This window comes from Enterococcus sp. AZ141, assembly GCF_051714385.1.
Lineage (GTDB): Bacteria > Bacillota > Bacilli > Lactobacillales > Enterococcaceae > Enterococcus_D > Enterococcus_D entomosocium.
In genome coordinates this window covers 1,408,384-1,424,663 of sequence record NZ_JBIORT010000001.1, presented here as the reverse complement: position 1 = coordinate 1,424,663, position 16,280 = coordinate 1,408,384, and the positions used below count along the sequence as shown (strand labels likewise).

Below are 16,280 nucleotides of genomic sequence, written 5' to 3'. Positions count from 1 at the left end.
CTTATCCGAATTATATTACAGATTTGCTGCTTTCCAAGCCGCAAATTGTTCAAAAAGTTTTGTGATGTTCTTTGGTTCTTTCAGTGAGGCTAGCTTGACCAGCAAGACTTCTTCTGCTTGTTTGCTTGTCCCTCCGTGGTTTTGTAAAAGCAATATACTTTTACGTGAATGTTCATTTTTAAAGAGTTCTTCAGGAAGCTGAATCATTCCTTGCAAATAAACCTTTTCTTTCAGCCATTTTTTCAAAAATTCACTCTGTTCCGTTTCCAAGAAATTGCTTGGTAGTAAGAACAAACCGTAACCGCCAGCTTTGACATAGTTCATCGCTTGTTCCATCAACAAATGATGGGCGTAACTGTGTCCTTCTGGAGCCGCCGTAATAAAGCTGCGGGCTTTGTCATCTTGTGGGTAATAGCCCACCGGTAGATCGCTGATCGCCAGATCCATCGGTTCGATCAAAAGCTCTTGCAAGCCATCTTGATGGAACAAATGCAAGGGCGCTTTGGTCCATTCGCCAGTTGCAGCTGCGATCGCCAACAAGGTTTCGTCAATATCCACACCGGTTCCTTCTACTGGACGCTTGGCTAATTGCAGATTCAGCAAGACTGTCAATAAGAGATTCCCCATGCCTACCGATAAATCAAGAAGTTTCACTGGTTGATCGGCACTACTCAACTGCTCGATCAAATAGACGAATAAAAACCCAAGACTATCTGGTGTCAGTTGGTGATTGGCCTGCAGGCGCTCCGTTTGGCTGCCTTTCAACAAAACCAACTGCGCAAGCTTGCGTTTTTCTTCTGCCGATAGTTCCATTGCTCGAATTTCTTGATAGATGGTTTCTAAACGAGCAGCAGTTGCTTCATCTGGTACCCCATCGATCACGCGAACTTGGTATTGATCAACAAAATTTTCGATCGTCTCTACGTAAGCATCAAAAAAAGACGTTTCCAATGCGTTTTGAAGCAGTTGGATCGCTTCAACGGTCAAATGAAAAGACGTTTCCATTTTTTCTGCGGACATCTTGCACCTCTTTTCAAAACTATAACAACATATATACCTGTTTAATTTTAGCCGATTCATCCAAAATAATCAATCGCTTTCGTTTAGAATAATTTGTGAAGCTGTAAACATTCTTTTTCTATTTCTGTATGAAAAAGGATGGTCGAAACAACCATCCTTTTCCTGTACTATTCTTCTTGGTCATCTGTGTCTATTTCAGGCTGCTCTTCAGGCAACAAAAAGGTAAAAGTAAATCGCCGACTTTTGACATAGCATTCGATCTGTAAGCTCTGTCCTTGCCGTTCATAAGTCAACTTTCCTACATTATAAAACCGTGTCCCTCGATCTTCCAACTCGTTTTGCAAGAATTCCGCATGGAAAAGTTCACTCATAATACGGGCTTCATAGGTTTCAATGGTTTTTGTATAAAAAAGGGCTGTTGTGCGGCTGTTTTCTAACACCAGCAATAACATCAAACTCAACAGCTGCACAAACAACAATGCTGTGAGTAAAATACCGCCTTTATGCCGCCTCTTGTGAGTGTATTTTCCATTGTCCAATTTTCTGGTCTCCATTCTCAAAGGAAACGGTAAAGCGGATCGCTGCGCCAATTTTCTCAAAAGACACATCTGCCACTTCTGTCAACAACGGTTGATAGCCATTGTTGTCCCGTTTCCGCAACACGCGGTTGATGCGATCGATCGTTACCGAATTGTTTTGACTGCTTCGCAAATATAGCGTGTTCTCGCTGACTGATAGATAGACACAGGTACTTAATTCCCGTTCCAACTGAAACAAAAAAACATGCCATTCTTGATCTTTGCGAGCCATGATCTGCTGATTGACCGGTGCGAGGTGCTTGACGATCCCGCTGATCATCAATAAGCAGATCGCCAATACCCATAAAGACAACAGACACTCCAACAAAGTAAAGCCTTTACTCTTCATACACAATCTCCCAGAGCTGTTCGCCACTTTGGATGCGTGCCTGTTGATGCTGCGCTGCTTGCCAAAAGCGAACTTGATAGACCGTCTGACGCTGCGTCGTGTAGGTAATGGTTGACGCATCAAAGGAGTGGTTCTGGACTTCTTCATACAGCACCCGCAGCATTTGGGCTTTTTCCTGCAATGCCGCACTTTGCGTCAGTGAAGCGGTCTGCATCGCTAAAAACAATAACACACAGGTTGCCAACACCCCAAAGCCAATCAGGCTTTCTGCTAAGATGAACCCGCTATTCAACGATTTTTTCATAGCGTCCGCTCCCAAATAAAAACTTATAGCTGATGGTTTGCTTTTTCTCCTGCCAATAGAAAACGATCCTTCGCAGACTGCTATTGTTGCCGGACTGACCACTAAAAAGAATATCGGGAAACGCCTGCATCGCTAGTTGAGGAGGGACTTCGATCTTGGTGACCGGCTCAGTTGCAGCGCCATAAAATGAAACAGTTGGCGTTGGCGCTGCTTGATAAACGGCTCGGGTTTGTGTGTTATCGATGATGGCCGATTGCTGTATGGTATAGAGGCCTTTTTCTAAGCGTGCACAAAAGCCTAAGACTTCAGCAGATCGTTGATAGTACTCGATGGCCACGACGGGAAAAAAGAGAAACATACTACTGACCATGAGGACCAAAAGGCTTTCTATTAAAGTAAAACCAGCAAAAGAGCAACGTCGACAGCCCTTAGTCCCCTTGCTCATAAATCGCATATTGCTCCTCAGATACATACCCTTCAGCGATCAATTCTTCTCTCGAGGGCTCCCGATTTTCATTCAGACGAAAGAGTTCGATCTGGGTTTCCACCACTTTCACGATGGCCGCATTTCCTTTCTCATCAATGATTCCTCTTTGCTTGGCAAGATTTGGGACAAACAACAAAACCAAAATACTGATCACTAATAAAACAACCAACATTTCAACCAATGTAAAGCCTTTTTTGACACGCCAAATCCCCTGCTTGCGAGAAGATGCGACTTTCTTTTCTATCATTCGATCACTCCTTGGATATTTCCATAGATTGGTAAAAACATAGCGGCATAGATCCCAACGATCATTAAAGCAACCAACAAAAAAATCAGAGGCTGAACCCAGTGAATAGCTTTTTCGATTCGTTGAAACAAGCGATCCATCAATAATTGACTGTATAAAAAAAGCTCTTCTCCTAACTTTCCCCGTACTTCTCCTTGAAAGACGATCAAAGAAAATTCTGGTGTGAGAAACGAGAAATGACGAAGTTTTTCTGGGAGTTCTCCGCCAAGTGTCAAGGTCACTCGCAACTCTCGCGCTAATTCTTGGATCAAGGTAGCTTTATTGGTGTGCTCCATACACTCAATGATCTGTTGGATATCTAACCCTTGCTGAAACAACTTGCCCCATTCCAATGCGAAAAAACTCGTGTGATAACTCGTGTACAATGCTCCGAACAATGGCAGGTGGCTGAAGAATACAGCTTTTTGCAAGGCAGTGCGGCGGGCAAACACCCAGCGGCTGATCACAAAAAGCAGCACACTTACCAACAAGAAGAGGATAAGTACTGCTGGTGCCCAATTGATGGCGCGAATGCCCCAATGACCTTCGTCGATCATGCCAGAGGCTAACAATTGAGGCATTAAAAAGCGATGCATGCCAAAGAGAGCCGCCACTAAAAAGACCAGTAGCAAAAGCGGATAGGCCGCTACTTTGTACAGCAGCTGTTTTTGCTTGTTGACCAATTTGTGGTAGTCGACCATCCGCCGCAAGGTCGTCGTGAGATTCCCATGACTTTCTGCTAAATAAAGCTGATTTTTTTCGGTAGCCGATAAAGACAACGGCGCTACTGCTGCTGCCAAGCTTTGCCCTTGGGCAAGATGGGCAATCAGCTGTTCGATCACAGGTTCAGAAAACTGGCGACTGCGCAGCAACACTTGGAGGCTTTCTTGTAGGGAAAAGCCACTCTCCAATAACACCGTGAAGGTGACCAAGAGGGCTTCAGTTGCACGGCGTGGTAGCTGGGGCTTCTTTTTCATAAACTTCATCGGTGATCCACCCACTTTCTTTCACTCGTTTTAATACGTGCTGCCACTGTTTTTCCACTTGCCCCTCATAAAAGTGATACGCCAGCAATCCATGGGGTTCGTTGACTTCATTCGGCAACAATCGCTGATAAACGATCCCTTGCAACGCGTGCGCCAGAAGATCGTCTGCCCCTAGCAATTCCAGCAGCCGTGTCTTGGTTTCTGCTACGCCTCGTGCATGGATCGTGGCAAATACTCGATGACCTGTCAGAGCGGCTCGTACAGCGGCTTGCGCCGTCTCTTTGTTACGGATCTCACCAATCAAAAGCAGGTCCGGACGATGCCGTAAAGACAAGCGAATCAATTCATCATAGTCTTGTCCGATTTTCAAATTGGTCTGTAGCTGCAAAAAATGCGGCTCTTCAATCTCCACAGGATCTTCGATGGTAATGACTTGTCCCTTGGTTGCCCGTGCTAATTGATACATGAGGGTCGATTTTCCTGAGCCAGTGGGACCAGAAAATAAATATAGGCCTCTTTGTTTGGTTGTCTGTTGGATCTGCTGGACGTCTTCTGCAAAAAAATAGCGCAGATGCTCCTTGTTCAAAGGATAAAGAAACCGCATCACGAGACTTTCACGCCCTTGATAATCACCCACCGTTGAGACGCGCAACCGCTGTAGCTGATCGCCTAACAGATAGCTGACTGCGCCTAACTGAGCTTTGCGCCGTTCTCCCACCTCCATTCCTCCTAAAAATTTGAAGCGGGTGATCAGCTGCTGAGCTTCTTCGTTGGTCAGTACTTGATAGGTCTTTCTGAGATAGCTTTTACTGAAAATCACCTCCATCTGTGTACCGCTAGGCAAAATGGTCAGATCCTGCATGTGTTCTTGTCTCCCATAATGAATCAACTCGTCTGAGAATGCTTGAATATCCACGACTTATCCCTCCTAAAAAGAAATACGCAAACGCTTTGAGAATAGAAAAAAAAGATGAAGCAAATTTGCTTCATCTTTCATCATTCGTTTATTTCTGTGGTTCTTTTGCCACAAATTGGGCTTCCACCCGATAGATCCGCTGCCCGCGGCTTGAGAATTTTTCTTCATATTCAGTCATGATATTGTTCTCAAAGGAACTGTTATGCAAGTCCAACCAAACTTGTTTGATAATCATGCCGTATTGAGAAAAGCTCGCTAAGGAATACTCAAACAATCCTTGGTTATCCGTTTTGAAATGGATCTCGCCGTTGGGACGTAAAATCTGCTCGTCGACTGCTAAAAAGGCTTTGGAAGTCAAACGGCGCTTCTCATGCTTCTTCTTAGGCCATGGATCAGAAAAATTCAAATAGATCTGGTCTACTTCATTGTCTGCAAAATAGTTGGTCAATGCGGAACCATCGACATGCAGCAGTTGCAAGTTCGGGATCTCCTGCTCGATCATTTTATCTAATGCGATCGAAACGACACTAATCTGCATTTCCACACCAATATAATTGATCTCGGGATGAGCTTTCGCCATTTCCGTAATAAATTGGCCTTTTCCCATTCCAATTTCGATATGCAGCGGGTGATCATTGCCAAAGCGTTCATGCCAACGCCCTTTCCATTCAGTAGGCTCTGCCACAACGTATTCTGGATGAGCGTCAATCAGCTCTTTTGCACCTGCACGTTTTCTTACTCTCATGTTTCTTCCTTTCCGAAAAAACAAGATGGAACCAAATTGCCTCGCTCCATCTTCTCTTCATTCGCTATAAATTCGTTTTAATTGTAAAATCTCTGCATTCATGGCTTTGTAATCGCCTCGCAGATAATATTTTTTGACCTCTTGCAGCATACTCAACAATGCGTACCAATAAATCTTTTCGATCACTTCGCTGCTGCTGTGGATACCATAGCGCACGAGCCAATGAGACCAGCCAGATAATGGCACATAGTGACCTAAAATAGTGCCGATATCGATTGCCGGATCTGCAAACATCACGGAATCCCAATCGACTAAATACAAATAGTTTTGACAAACTAGCCAATTTCGATAATTGACATCGCCATGGACGACCGCGGCTTTCTGCTCGTCAAAAGCTGGAATATTGGTTTTTAAATACTCGGTGACCAAATGAATAAAACGGTTTTGGGCGACCGCAGAAGGCAGCTGATCCTGATAATCCATCAGCATCTGTTCAGGCGATCTGACTTGTCCGCCGATTTTGCTTAGCATCTGTGCCAACGTTTTTGAATGATGCAAGTGATACAACACATCAATGACATCATTTCTTTGGCCGATTTCATCGGGATCTAAGACCCGTCCATCCAGCCATTCTTGTGCGGAGAGCGTATCCCCATTTCCCGTCCGTTTCGTCCAGACGAGTTTGGGTGCAATGCCCTCTTTAGAGAGTGCCGCAAGCATCGGGGTCGTATTTCGTTTGATAAAGACTTTGTCGTTGTCCTTGAGCCCGATATAGGCTTTCCCGGTGTCGCCTTTGATTGGCCGCATACGCCAATCTTGATCCAAGCGAATATCCATCCTAGCTTCTCTCCTTATTTCGCAGTACCTCTTATTCTAGCTTCCTAATGGGTCGCCGTCAAGCGCATATGCGTTCGCTTTTTGTAAGAGAGGCCACTTGTGGATCAGGCGTGCATTTTCTTTAATCGCCCTGGCAAGTAGATGCCTAAAAAAAGACCCGCAAACCCTAAGAAGCCAAGAAACGCGATACCGCCTTGCCAAACAAAAGGCAAGCGCAAGCAACAGATCACGCCGAAAAGAACTGCGGTCACCAGTAAGAGTGCCCCAAGAATTTTTTTGATCGCTGCGGCTTTTTGTTTTTCTGGCACGGGATACAGATGTGTCAAAACCATGTATTGAAACTCATTGATCAAAGGAATCAGTTGGAAACCGATCAGATAAAGAAACAAGCAGCCGATCAGCAGACTGATCCAAAGCTCATCGACAAAGAATAAGACGAACCCACCAATCAAAGTCAAACGGACATAAAGCCCGCCATATTGCCCCCCACGGATCACTCGGCGCAAGTAAAGATAGAGGTACGTATTGCTGTGCACTGGTTTGATCTTTGCCAGCAGCCAGTCGAGGTATTTGCGCCGTTTGGCTTCCGTCGTGATTTGGGGAACATCTGTAAATAAGTTGATAAACCGATAGATACGCATTAAGCGCGACTGTTCGGCTTGGATCATATAGTCCCAATCCAAAAGCTGGCTATTGGCTTTCAGTCCAAAGAGGAACCAGATTGCTTGGAAGATGCTGATCCCCAACCCTAGCCAAGGTGCTACATAAATACTGGCAAGTGTGGCAGCTAACGCACTTGCGAACCAGATGCCTCGCTGCTGTTTGACTTGCTGCTGAGTTTCTTGATACAAACGAATCCGTTGTAGTGAAAGATCCCCCAGTTTTAAGAGCCACATCATCCCTAAAAAGTATGGGAATGAGGCAAAGGTGCTGTTTGCTGTGACCACGACCAAAGGCATCGTTGCCCCTACGGTTAAAAATAAAACCCCAAAGGGCAGCCAGAGGGAATAACGTAACGCTTGGCTGAGATAACTTGTCATTTGTCCTTCTTTGGCTAACAGAAAAATCAAATCTGCCGGTTTCGTCAGTGTCGCTAAGCGTCCCAGCGGTAAAACAAAGAGCCAAACAGCGACCACGATGATGCCGCCTAATGGAAACGGCCGCGGCAATGTTTTTAGCAATTCAGAATAATAGAGCCCCAGACCTCCGACTAAGAAGGTGCTGATCAAAGCAAAATGATCATTGAAGACATAGCGCAAATAGCGTGTCATCTGTTTTTGATGCCGCTGTAAGCGTTGCGAGAAAAACTGCTTCATGCTTGACTCTCCTTTGTCAGTGCGAGGTACAGATCATCAAGGGAGGCTTCTGGTGCTTGAAATTGGCTTCTTAGTTCCGCCAATGTCCCTTGTGCGCGGATCTCACCGTTATGCAAGAGGATGAATTTGTCACAATACTTCTCTGCGGTTGCTAAAATGTGGGTGGACATCAAAATAGATGCCCCGGTTTGTTTCATCTCATTCATCAGTTCCAATAACGCATTGATCGCTAAAGGATCTAATCCTAGAAAGGGTTCATCAATGATGTAGACACTCGGCTCAATCAAAAAGGCACACAGTACCATAACTTTTTGTTTCATCCCTTTTGAAAAGTTTGCCGGGAACCAATCGAGTTTGTTTTCTAAGCGAAAGGTTTTTAGCAGGCGTTCTGCTCGCTTCATGGCTTCTTCTTGTGGAAGATCGTAGGCCATCGCCGTCACTTCAATGTGCTCTCTTAAGGTCAATTCTTCATATAAAGAAGGAGTTTCGGGGATATACCCGATTTGTTTGCGGTATTGCTCTGGGTTTTCTTTAAGGGTCAAGCCATCGATCGTGATGGTGCCGCTATGAGGTTGCAGTAAACCGATGATTTCTTTGATCGTCGTACTCTTCCCTGCCCCGTTCAAGCCGATCAAGCCAACGAGCTCCCCATCGCCGATCGTAAAATCAATATTTTTTAAGACTGGCAGCTGATTGTAGCCGCCTGTCACGTTTGCTACTTGTAAAGTCATTTTTTCCCTCCGATTCGCCTGATTATGGCTCTTTGTCAACGTAGGCTCTTTTTGTTCAATTCAGTCAGCTGGCAAAACAGTTGTTTATTTTTCTTTATTCGTGACTTGCAGGATAAATTCATTTTCTCCCACTGTAATGATTTCTTGCGCTAGTTCTTGGCTGCCAAAGCGCTCTTGCCACGTTTGTGCTTCGCTGGCTGGAAAGACGACCATTTGGATGGCACCAGCGGCAAGACGGGTGGTAAAGGCTTGGACAGCGGCTGGTTCGGCATAAGAAACCAGGCTGATCCGCAGCTCTTCTTTTTGATACCCTTGATCTATTGCCCATGCTTCAACGGCTGCTTCCAATTCACTTTGCACCGCAGGGTCCATTGCTGTTTCAGTGACAATGGCGGCATTGACTACTTCTTCTTGCGGACGTGTCAGAGAATAAGTGATTGAACCAGCAAACACCACAAACAGCGTGATCGCGATCAACCACTCTTTATAGGCATAGGCTAAGTAGCGAAGCTTCGCTGAAGTCGTTGTTTTTTTCTGTAAGGTTTCTTTAATGATCGGTTTCATAGGTTCCTTCTTTCCAAATGATTTCTGATATTAAGTCTAGGGTTGTTGGAATCTAAATGCAAGCGTTTCTCGCTTGCTTTTCGCATTTCTTTAAAAAAGCGCCTTTGTTGAAGGAACAGTTGCCTTGTTCCGACTTTTTCAAAGAGGAAACCAGACGAAAAAAAGCAAAATATGGTAAAGTAGAGGTAATAGATCAAGGAGGTTTTTTACAATGGAAAATTGTATTTTTTGTAAAATCAATAATCGTGAGATTCCTAGCTACAAAGTCTACGAGGATGAGCAAGTCTATGCCTTTTTAGATATTTCCCAAGTCACCCCTGGTCATACATTGGTCATTCCCAAAACGCATGTGACGGATATTTTCGAGTACGATGAAACGTTGGCAGCAGCGGTTTTTGCCCGTATCCCTAAGATTGCTCGGGCGATCGAAAAAGCATTCCCTGAGATCGAAGGCTTAAATATCATCAACAACAATAAAGAATTGGCGTACCAATCCGTCTTCCATTCCCATGTCCATTTGATTCCTCGCTACAGCAAAGACGATGATTTCAAGATCCATTTTGGCAATCATGCAGAGAATTACACGGGGGAAGAGCTGGCGGCAATCGCCGAAAAAATTGGAAAGCAGGTGAACTAAATGATCGGTAATTTTCTTAAAGGACTTTTGTTCGGTTCCATCGCCGGCGGCTTAGGCGGTTTGCTTTTTGCACCAAAAAGCGGCAATGAAACCCGTGAAGAATTGATTCGCTATTTAGATGACACGACAGAAGCGACCTTAGAATTCAATGACAGTGTCAAACAGCTCAAAGATGCTGTGATGGTAACCCGCAAAACGATCGACGAAACGATCCCAGTTGTGACCGAATCTTTCACGAAAGATTTGGAAGCCTTCAAATTCCAAGCACAACCGCGCCTTGCTCGGATAAAAACCCAAATGGAACAATTGAATCAGCACATCACGACGATTCAAGCCCAAAGCGCCGAGGATGACAAACAAATCGAAAATTTGTAGTTTTTATGAATTTTGTTTGAAACATCCGCTGTTTTCTTTCCAACCATTTCTAGAAGTGGTATAGTAGGTGCAGTGATTATTATGAATCTTTTTAGAATTAGGAGTGCTTAAACGAATGAAGAAAAAATTAATTTTAGTAGCAGTCAGTGCAATGAGTCTTTTTGCATTAGCGGCTTGTGGTAACTCAAGTGAGGAAATCGCAACAATGAAGGGCGGTAAAATCACTGTTCAAGATTTTTATGACCAAGCAAAAACAAGTTCAGAAAATCAACAAGCGTTGCGTCAAATGATCGTCTTAAAAGTGTTTGATGAAAAATACGGTGATGACGTAACAGAAGAAATGATCGACGAACAATTCAATAATGTGGCTGAACAATATGGCGGCAGTGATTCCTTTGAATCAACATTGACTGCCTCTGGTTATACGGTGAAATCTTACCGTGCAGAATTGAAACAACAACTTGCGTTACGTGAAGGCTTAAAAGCCAACATGGATATCACTGATGAAGACATGAAAACTGCTTGGGATTCTTTCCACCCTGAAGTAGAAGCACAAATCATCAAAGTAGCAAGTGAAGATGATGCCAAAGACGTCTTAGAAGAAGCGAAAAAAGATGATGCAGACTTTGGCGAAATCGCTAAAGAAAAATCAACGGATGCGGCAACAAAAGAAGATGGCGGAACGATCAAATTCGATTCTACTTCATCAGCTGTACCAAGTGAAGTAAAAACAGCCGCTTTTGATTTAAAAGATGGTGAAATCTCTGAAGTGATCTCTGCAACCAACACGTCAACTTACACGACGGAATACTATATCGTGAAAATGGTGAAAAACCAAGACAAAGGCAATGATATGGATAAATACAAAGATGAATTGACTGAAATTGCTCAAAACACTTTGTTGAATGATTCAACCTTTATGGCAGCAACGATCGGTCAAGAATTGCAAGCAGCTAATGTGAAAATGAAAGACTCTGACTTAGCAGACTTGCTTTCTGATTACATCACAGCGGCCGAAACAGAAGATTCGACTGCTGACTCTTCTGCTACCGATGCAACGGACAGCTCAGCGGCAGATTCTTCTGCTACTGATGCAACCGATGATTCTACTGCAACGAGTGAGAGTGCTACAGATTCTTCTGCTGAATAAACGAAAAAAGAAGTGCCGTCGTAGCGGCGCTTCTTTTTTTATGCTAATTAGGTTAATATTGCCGATTCAGCTACTTTTTCCAACATCTGAAAAACCACGCTAAGCAAGCCTAGCGTGGTTTTTGTTCTTTCCGTCATTCACTTTGGTTGATCGTGCTACAAGGTCACCGCTACACTTCTTTCGGTACATAAAAACTCCGATTGTCCATGCCAAAAATTCGGTCTGTGTATTGACCAGGTTCCGTTAAACGAATCGACGTCAGCATCATTTGCATGGAAGCATCCAAATTATCGATTTGATGGAGGATCTCCGCTTCCATTATGCGGGGGCGAACAGGTGACCCATATTCTAATAAGCCATGGTGGGCTAAAACCATATGCCGCAAAACAACGATATCTTCTTCTTTGTCATCAAATTTCAAAGCCATACAGGCTTGCGTGATTTCTTCATCCACTAAGACCAAATGCCCTACTAGATTCCCCGCCAAGGTATACTCTGTCGTCATCGGACCTGTCAACTCGATCACTTTTCCTAAATCATGCAAAATGATACCCGCATACAGTAGTGAAGCATTCAATTCAGGGTACTCTTTGACGATTGCTTTTCCTAACCGCAGCATAGTGGTCGTATGATACGCCAATCCACTGGCGAAGGCATGGTGATTGCGCTTCGCAGCTGGAAAGTCAAAGAATTCCTTTTTATACTTGTTCAGTAAGAAACGGACGATTCGATTCCAGTGAGGATTCGTGATCTCAAACAAGGTTTGACTGATTTCTTCTTCCATCTCTTCTTTTCGCAAGGGTGCTTTTTCCATGTATTGGCTTGGTTCATGGGGCTCTTCCGGTTTCGCTAAACGCAAATGCATGATTTTGACTTGCGGATTGCCTTGGTAGACCTCCCGTTTTCCATCTAGCAGTACTACTTTCCCGGGTTCAAAACGGGCGATTTCTTCATCTGATGCATCCCAGAACTTTCCGTCGATCGTGCCGGATGTATCTTGAAAGGTGAAGGCAATAAATTTTTTGCCGTTTTTCGCGATCCGCACATCGGCATTCTTGATCAGCAAGAAAAGTTGAAACGTTTCATCAACAGTTAATTCACGAATTTTTTTCATGGGCTTATTTGGCCGATCAGCCAAATCTTTCACTTCCTTTACTCAGATCCTGGATAGGCTGCTGGTACTTCTGATAATAGCTTACCATTTCTTGGTCAGAAGACAAACAAATTACTTGATAACTTTGCCCAAACTCTTTTAACAGTGCGGCAAACCGTTCCTTACGAACACTATCATAATGCAGCCAACCATCATCAATAATGATTGGACACAATGGGTGATTTTTTTGCAGTGCTAGATAACCGAAGCGTAACGCCATGATTAACTGATCCTTCGTGCCTGTGGACAGGTCGATGATCGAAAACGTCTCGCTGGCATTTGCCGCTACCAACAAGCCATTTTCCAAAAGAATCTTTTGATAACGTCCGTTTGATAGCTGTTCAAAATAGGTTGAAGCAGCCGACAATAGCTGCGGCAATTGCTGTTCTGACAACTCGGTCGTGACATCCGTTAAAATCGAAGCCGCCAACTGACGACTCCCCCATGCCACAGCAAGTTCTTCAATGACCGCCTTTAGCTCACTTTCTTCTTGATAAAGCTGATTCAAGGTGCCATTTTTTTGACTAGCTGCTGCTTCTAATTCCAAACGCTGTTTTTGCTCCGTCAACTGCTGTATTTGTGCCTGAAGCTGTGTTTGCTGCTGCTTGATCTGGTCTTTTTGCTGCAGCAATTCTGCTTGCGTCACTGGTTTAGGATAAATCGGTGTTAACATCACCGCCAATTCTTCTGCTCGCTGCTGCGTGCGTTGCGCCGCTTCCCATTGCTTCAACCAGAGGCTGATTTCTGCAGGGTGATCTAAGCCTTGTTGCTGCAAGAGATCACTGGCCTGGGAAAGCAGCTGGTCGCGTTCATTGCGGGTGCGGGTCAACTGTTGGGCCAGCAGCGTGCTAGGTTGTTGCAGTCGTGAAAGCTTGATTGTTTGCATCTCTTCATGAAATTTCTGCAAAATCGCTGCTTTTTCTAACAAGGTTTTGTTTTGCAACGGCAGCCACTCAGCATAAGGTCGGAACTGCTCATCAAAGGGGGCCAGTTCTTCTGCGACGGCTTGCCGTTCTTGATAGGCTTGTTTGCGCTGCTGTGAGTAGGCTTGATAGCTAGCAACATCTTCATCATAGGCCAATAGATACGCCTGCCAGCTTTCCACCGGCAAATCACCAAAAAAGGGGGCTAAGGCTTGGTGGGCACGATCAATCTGCTGCTGCTTTTGCTGCTGTTCATTTTCCAGCTGCGCCAACTCTTCTCCCAGCAGATCCAGCTGCATGAGAACCGTCTGCCATTCCTGTTTGATGCCTTGCTGTTTGTTTGGCGCTGCTTTCATCAACGGCAAAACACTGCCAATGATCGCTGCGATCCCCACACCTAGAGCAAGCCAGCGCCACGGACTCGGCAAAAAGATACCGATCACTGCTAGCAGCCCACCGACGATCCCTAGCGGCCATAGCGGGTGAGAAACCGACTTGCGGCCAATCAATTGAGGATGCTGCTGTTCTAAGCGAGCTGCGGTGGCTTGCAAAGGCTGCGCTTTTTCTTCTAAACGCATCATACGCTTTTCGAGCTCTTCTAACTGCACACGTTCTTGTAGTAAACGTGTGGTTTGTTCATGGATCGAAGCCGTTACTAGCGGCGGCGATTCTCTGCTCCATTGGCGCTTTTCGACCAAGCGATTCAGCTCCGTGATGGCGACGGCTTCTTGATGATTGGCCGCTGCTTCACGATCTGCCAAACGCGCCATCGTCACTTGCTGCTGCAGCAAGTGATTGATTTGGTGCTCGTGATCAAGGTAAAAGAAATACTTATCTGATTCTTTTCCTTGCTCCAACTGATCTAATTCAGCTTCTTTTTTGCGAATTTCTTCCGTCAGCTGCTGATACTGCTGATAAAACTGTTTGATGGCTTGGACTTGCTGAGGATCGGCTAACGTATCTGCTGGTGCCATTTGCTGCCACTCTTCATAAAGACCCCAATGACTCAGCTGCTGCTGATTTTCCTGATAGGCTTCATTCAATGCTTGAAACTGGTGTCGCAAGTCTTGGATCTGTTCTTGCAACTGGGCGATCTGCTGATACTGCTGTTGGATGCGGCTTTCTTCGCTTTCTTTTTCCGCAATCGTTTTTTGCAGTTTTTCTAATTGTTTTAACGCCTGATTCAAAGGCAGCTTTTGCCCCCGTGGCTTGTATTGCTGCTGATTGATGGTTTCATATTGTGCCACTTGCTGCAGCATTTTTTGACTGCCGCTGATTCCCAGAGAAATCAACGCTTGGTGCAGCTCATTTTCTTCTAGCTTATCGATCTGGGTCAATTGCTCTTGCTGAAAGGTAAAGACATCGAAGAACAATGCTCGATTGAGGGGCTGCAGGTGTTGTGCCAGCCATTGCTCATCGACCGTCTGACCAGCGACATGGACTTTGGCACGACCGCGGTCTACATGCCGATAGCGTTCCACGATCACTTCGCCGAAGGGTTCCAGCGCCAACCATAACTTGCCACCGTAAGCTGCACCGTTTTTGGGGGTATAGTCTTTTTTCTTGGCTGTCTTTTTCGGAAAGCCAAATAAGATGGCGGCAATAAATTGATACAATGTCGATTTTCCGATCTCGTTGTGCCCAAAGAGCAGCTGATTTTGCGGATGAAAGGCAAAGCTTTGTTCATGGTATTTCCCAAAACCGGTAATCTCTGCTTTTAAAATTCTCATGACTGCTCCTCCCATTGAAAGTCGTCTTTCAACAATTGCTTGGCTTGCTGCAAGACTTCTTCTTGAAATGATTCATGGGTGATCCCCCGCTGGATCAGCGGATGCTGCAATAGATCGGACAGTCGGTCCGCAAAGATCTCTGGTGACTCATACATCGCTAAAAACTGCAGCATATAGTCTTGTGGTACCGCCAATGCGATCTTGTCTTCATTGGCTTGCTCGACTTCAAGGGCATAGATTACTTGCAGCGGCTCTGTTTGTGCCAACCGTTCATTGAGGTAGGTCAGCCATTCATTTTTTTCCGCAGCTGGAAACCAATCTGGCGGCAGCTGCTGCACATCGGTCAACACCAGATGCAGCAAGCGCGAACGAGGACTTTTTAAGCGCTCGATGATCGCTGGCAATACGGCATTCGAGGCGGTCACATCCGCTAAGGAGACCACTTGCTTTTGCCAAGCGATTTCCGCAATCTCCAAGCGCTCGATTGTTGGTCCTTGTGGCGATAATTCTGCCAAAATCACCCCAGTCGCCTGCTCTTTCTTGGTCTTTCCTTGAGGCGTACCGGGATAGAGGATCGGTGGTTGCTCTGAGAGCGTCTTAGGTACATGGATGTGCCCCAAGCCCCAATAATCATAGCCTTTTTGCTTCATTCCACTGATTGAAAAGGGGGCATACCGTTCACCGGCTTGATCCCCGTGGTAAAGCCCAATATGGTAATCCACCGCTGCTCTTGCGGGAAATTCTGTTACTTTATTTTCAGCGATCCAAGGATGTTGGTAGCTAAATCCACTGATTGCATAGGTTTCACCGTTTTTCGTTGTTCCTTGTACCGTTTGAACTTCTTCCGATGAAAAGAGAATGACGTTTTCTGGAAAAGCAAACCAATACCGTTGCGGATCATAATAATCATGGTTGCCGAAAATCATATAGACTGGGATCTCTGCTTCTCCCAGTCGTTGCAGTTGGGCAAAAAAGTCATGCTGCACTTTTAGACTCGGCCGTGCTTGATGGAATGTATCCCCAGCCAGCAAAACAAAATCGACCGCTTTTTCTAAAGCAACATCCACCAAATTACGGATGATTTTTTGATTGATAGCAGGGAGTTGGGTCTTCACTTTTTCAGATAACAGATGGACCCCTTCAAATGACCGGTCGATATGCAGGTCTGCACTATGTAAAAATCGCATTTCTTT

General features: G+C 45.0%; 19 protein-coding genes. 3 read left to right on the top strand and 16 right to left on the bottom strand.

The window, feature by feature from the left end; translation table 11 throughout:
* Positions 1-15: 15 nt before the first annotated feature.
* From IGI89_RS06700 to IGI89_RS06640, 13 genes are all read right to left on the bottom strand, one after another.
* On the bottom strand, positions 16-1,020 hold the full coding sequence (locus IGI89_RS06700) for a class I SAM-dependent methyltransferase (RefSeq protein WP_005233418.1): 1,005 nt from the start codon (positions 1,018-1,020) through the stop codon (positions 16-18).
* Between the two features lie 167 nt (positions 1,021-1,187).
* A complete protein-coding gene (gene comGG, locus IGI89_RS06695; RefSeq protein WP_008382038.1) occupies positions 1,188-1,559 on the bottom strand; it encodes a competence type IV pilus minor pilin ComGG in 372 nt (123 codons plus the stop codon).
* Positions 1,522-1,947: a competence type IV pilus minor pilin ComGF gene (gene comGF, locus IGI89_RS06690; RefSeq protein WP_005233416.1), complete on the bottom strand. Its 426-nt coding sequence runs from the start codon at positions 1,945-1,947 to the stop codon at positions 1,522-1,524. Before comGF ends, comGG begins: the two co-directional genes overlap by 38 nt.
* A complete protein-coding gene (locus IGI89_RS06685; protein ID WP_005233415.1) occupies positions 1,937-2,251 on the bottom strand; it encodes a hypothetical protein in 315 nt (104 codons plus the stop codon). Before IGI89_RS06685 ends, comGF begins: the two co-directional genes overlap by 11 nt.
* Positions 2,232-2,621, bottom strand: coding sequence for a competence type IV pilus minor pilin ComGD (comGD, locus tag IGI89_RS06680; RefSeq protein ID WP_438735463.1), 390 nt, complete (start codon positions 2,619-2,621; stop codon positions 2,232-2,234). Before comGD ends, IGI89_RS06685 begins: the two co-directional genes overlap by 20 nt.
* A 58-nt stretch (positions 2,622-2,679) precedes the next feature.
* A complete protein-coding gene (gene comGC, locus IGI89_RS06675) occupies positions 2,680-2,985 on the bottom strand; it encodes a competence type IV pilus major pilin ComGC (RefSeq protein WP_005233413.1) in 306 nt (101 codons plus the stop codon).
* Positions 2,982-4,010 (bottom strand): competence type IV pilus assembly protein ComGB, encoded by a 1,029-nt coding sequence (gene comGB, locus IGI89_RS06670; RefSeq protein ID WP_438735462.1) that lies wholly within the window; start codon positions 4,008-4,010, stop codon positions 2,982-2,984. Before comGB ends, comGC begins: the two co-directional genes overlap by 4 nt.
* Positions 3,964-4,926: a competence type IV pilus ATPase ComGA gene (gene comGA / locus IGI89_RS06665; protein WP_244732532.1), complete on the bottom strand. Its 963-nt coding sequence runs from the start codon at positions 4,924-4,926 to the stop codon at positions 3,964-3,966. Before comGA ends, comGB begins: the two co-directional genes overlap by 47 nt.
* A gap of 88 nt (positions 4,927-5,014) precedes the next feature.
* Positions 5,015-5,671 carry a tRNA (guanosine(46)-N7)-methyltransferase TrmB gene (gene trmB / locus IGI89_RS06660; RefSeq protein WP_005233410.1) on the bottom strand — a complete coding sequence of 219 codons (657 nt, stop codon included), beginning with the start codon at positions 5,669-5,671 and terminating at the stop codon, positions 5,015-5,017.
* Between the two features lie 57 nt (positions 5,672-5,728).
* On the bottom strand, positions 5,729-6,508 hold the full coding sequence (locus IGI89_RS06655) for a phosphotransferase family protein (RefSeq protein ID WP_005233409.1): 780 nt from the start codon (positions 6,506-6,508) through the stop codon (positions 5,729-5,731).
* Between the two features lie 104 nt (positions 6,509-6,612).
* Positions 6,613-7,824: an ABC transporter permease gene (locus IGI89_RS06650; protein WP_087664548.1), complete on the bottom strand. Its 1,212-nt coding sequence runs from the start codon at positions 7,822-7,824 to the stop codon at positions 6,613-6,615.
* Positions 7,821-8,555: an ABC transporter ATP-binding protein gene (locus IGI89_RS06645; RefSeq protein WP_005233406.1), complete on the bottom strand. Its 735-nt coding sequence runs from the start codon at positions 8,553-8,555 to the stop codon at positions 7,821-7,823. Before IGI89_RS06645 ends, IGI89_RS06650 begins: the two co-directional genes overlap by 4 nt.
* Before the next feature lie 84 nt (positions 8,556-8,639).
* Complete coding sequence (locus tag IGI89_RS06640; RefSeq protein ID WP_005233404.1) at positions 8,640-9,119, bottom strand: hypothetical protein; 480 nt, start codon at positions 9,117-9,119, stop codon at positions 8,640-8,642.
* A 211-nt stretch (positions 9,120-9,330) separates the two neighbouring features.
* Between IGI89_RS06640 and IGI89_RS06635 the strand changes: the two genes are divergently transcribed.
* From IGI89_RS06635 to IGI89_RS06625, 3 genes are all read left to right on the top strand, one after another.
* Positions 9,331-9,756, top strand: a complete 426-nt coding sequence (locus IGI89_RS06635; protein ID WP_005233401.1) for an HIT family protein — start codon at positions 9,331-9,333, stop codon at positions 9,754-9,756.
* Positions 9,757-10,131: a YtxH domain-containing protein gene (locus IGI89_RS06630; RefSeq protein WP_005227717.1), complete on the top strand. Its 375-nt coding sequence runs from the start codon at positions 9,757-9,759 to the stop codon at positions 10,129-10,131.
* A 115-nt stretch (positions 10,132-10,246) separates the two neighbouring features.
* Positions 10,247-11,281, top strand: a complete 1,035-nt coding sequence (locus IGI89_RS06625; RefSeq protein ID WP_061053367.1) for a peptidylprolyl isomerase — start codon at positions 10,247-10,249, stop codon at positions 11,279-11,281.
* 169 nt (positions 11,282-11,450) lie between these two features.
* On the opposite strand, the gene IGI89_RS06620 is transcribed toward IGI89_RS06625, so the two are convergent.
* Genes IGI89_RS06620 through IGI89_RS06610 form a run of 3 tightly spaced genes read right to left on the bottom strand, consistent with a single transcriptional unit; the run spans position 11,451 to position 16,274 of the window.
* Complete coding sequence (locus tag IGI89_RS06620) at positions 11,451-12,395, bottom strand: 3'-5' exoribonuclease YhaM family protein (protein ID WP_034872173.1); 945 nt, start codon at positions 12,393-12,395, stop codon at positions 11,451-11,453.
* Between the two features lie 16 nt (positions 12,396-12,411).
* Positions 12,412-15,087: an AAA family ATPase gene (locus tag IGI89_RS06615; RefSeq protein ID WP_438735460.1), complete on the bottom strand. Its 2,676-nt coding sequence runs from the start codon at positions 15,085-15,087 to the stop codon at positions 12,412-12,414.
* Positions 15,084-16,274, bottom strand: a complete 1,191-nt coding sequence (locus tag IGI89_RS06610; protein ID WP_430617529.1) for a metallophosphoesterase family protein — start codon at positions 16,272-16,274, stop codon at positions 15,084-15,086. The genes IGI89_RS06615 and IGI89_RS06610 overlap by 4 nt, the downstream gene beginning before the upstream one ends.
* Between the last annotated feature and the right edge of the window lie 6 nt (positions 16,275-16,280).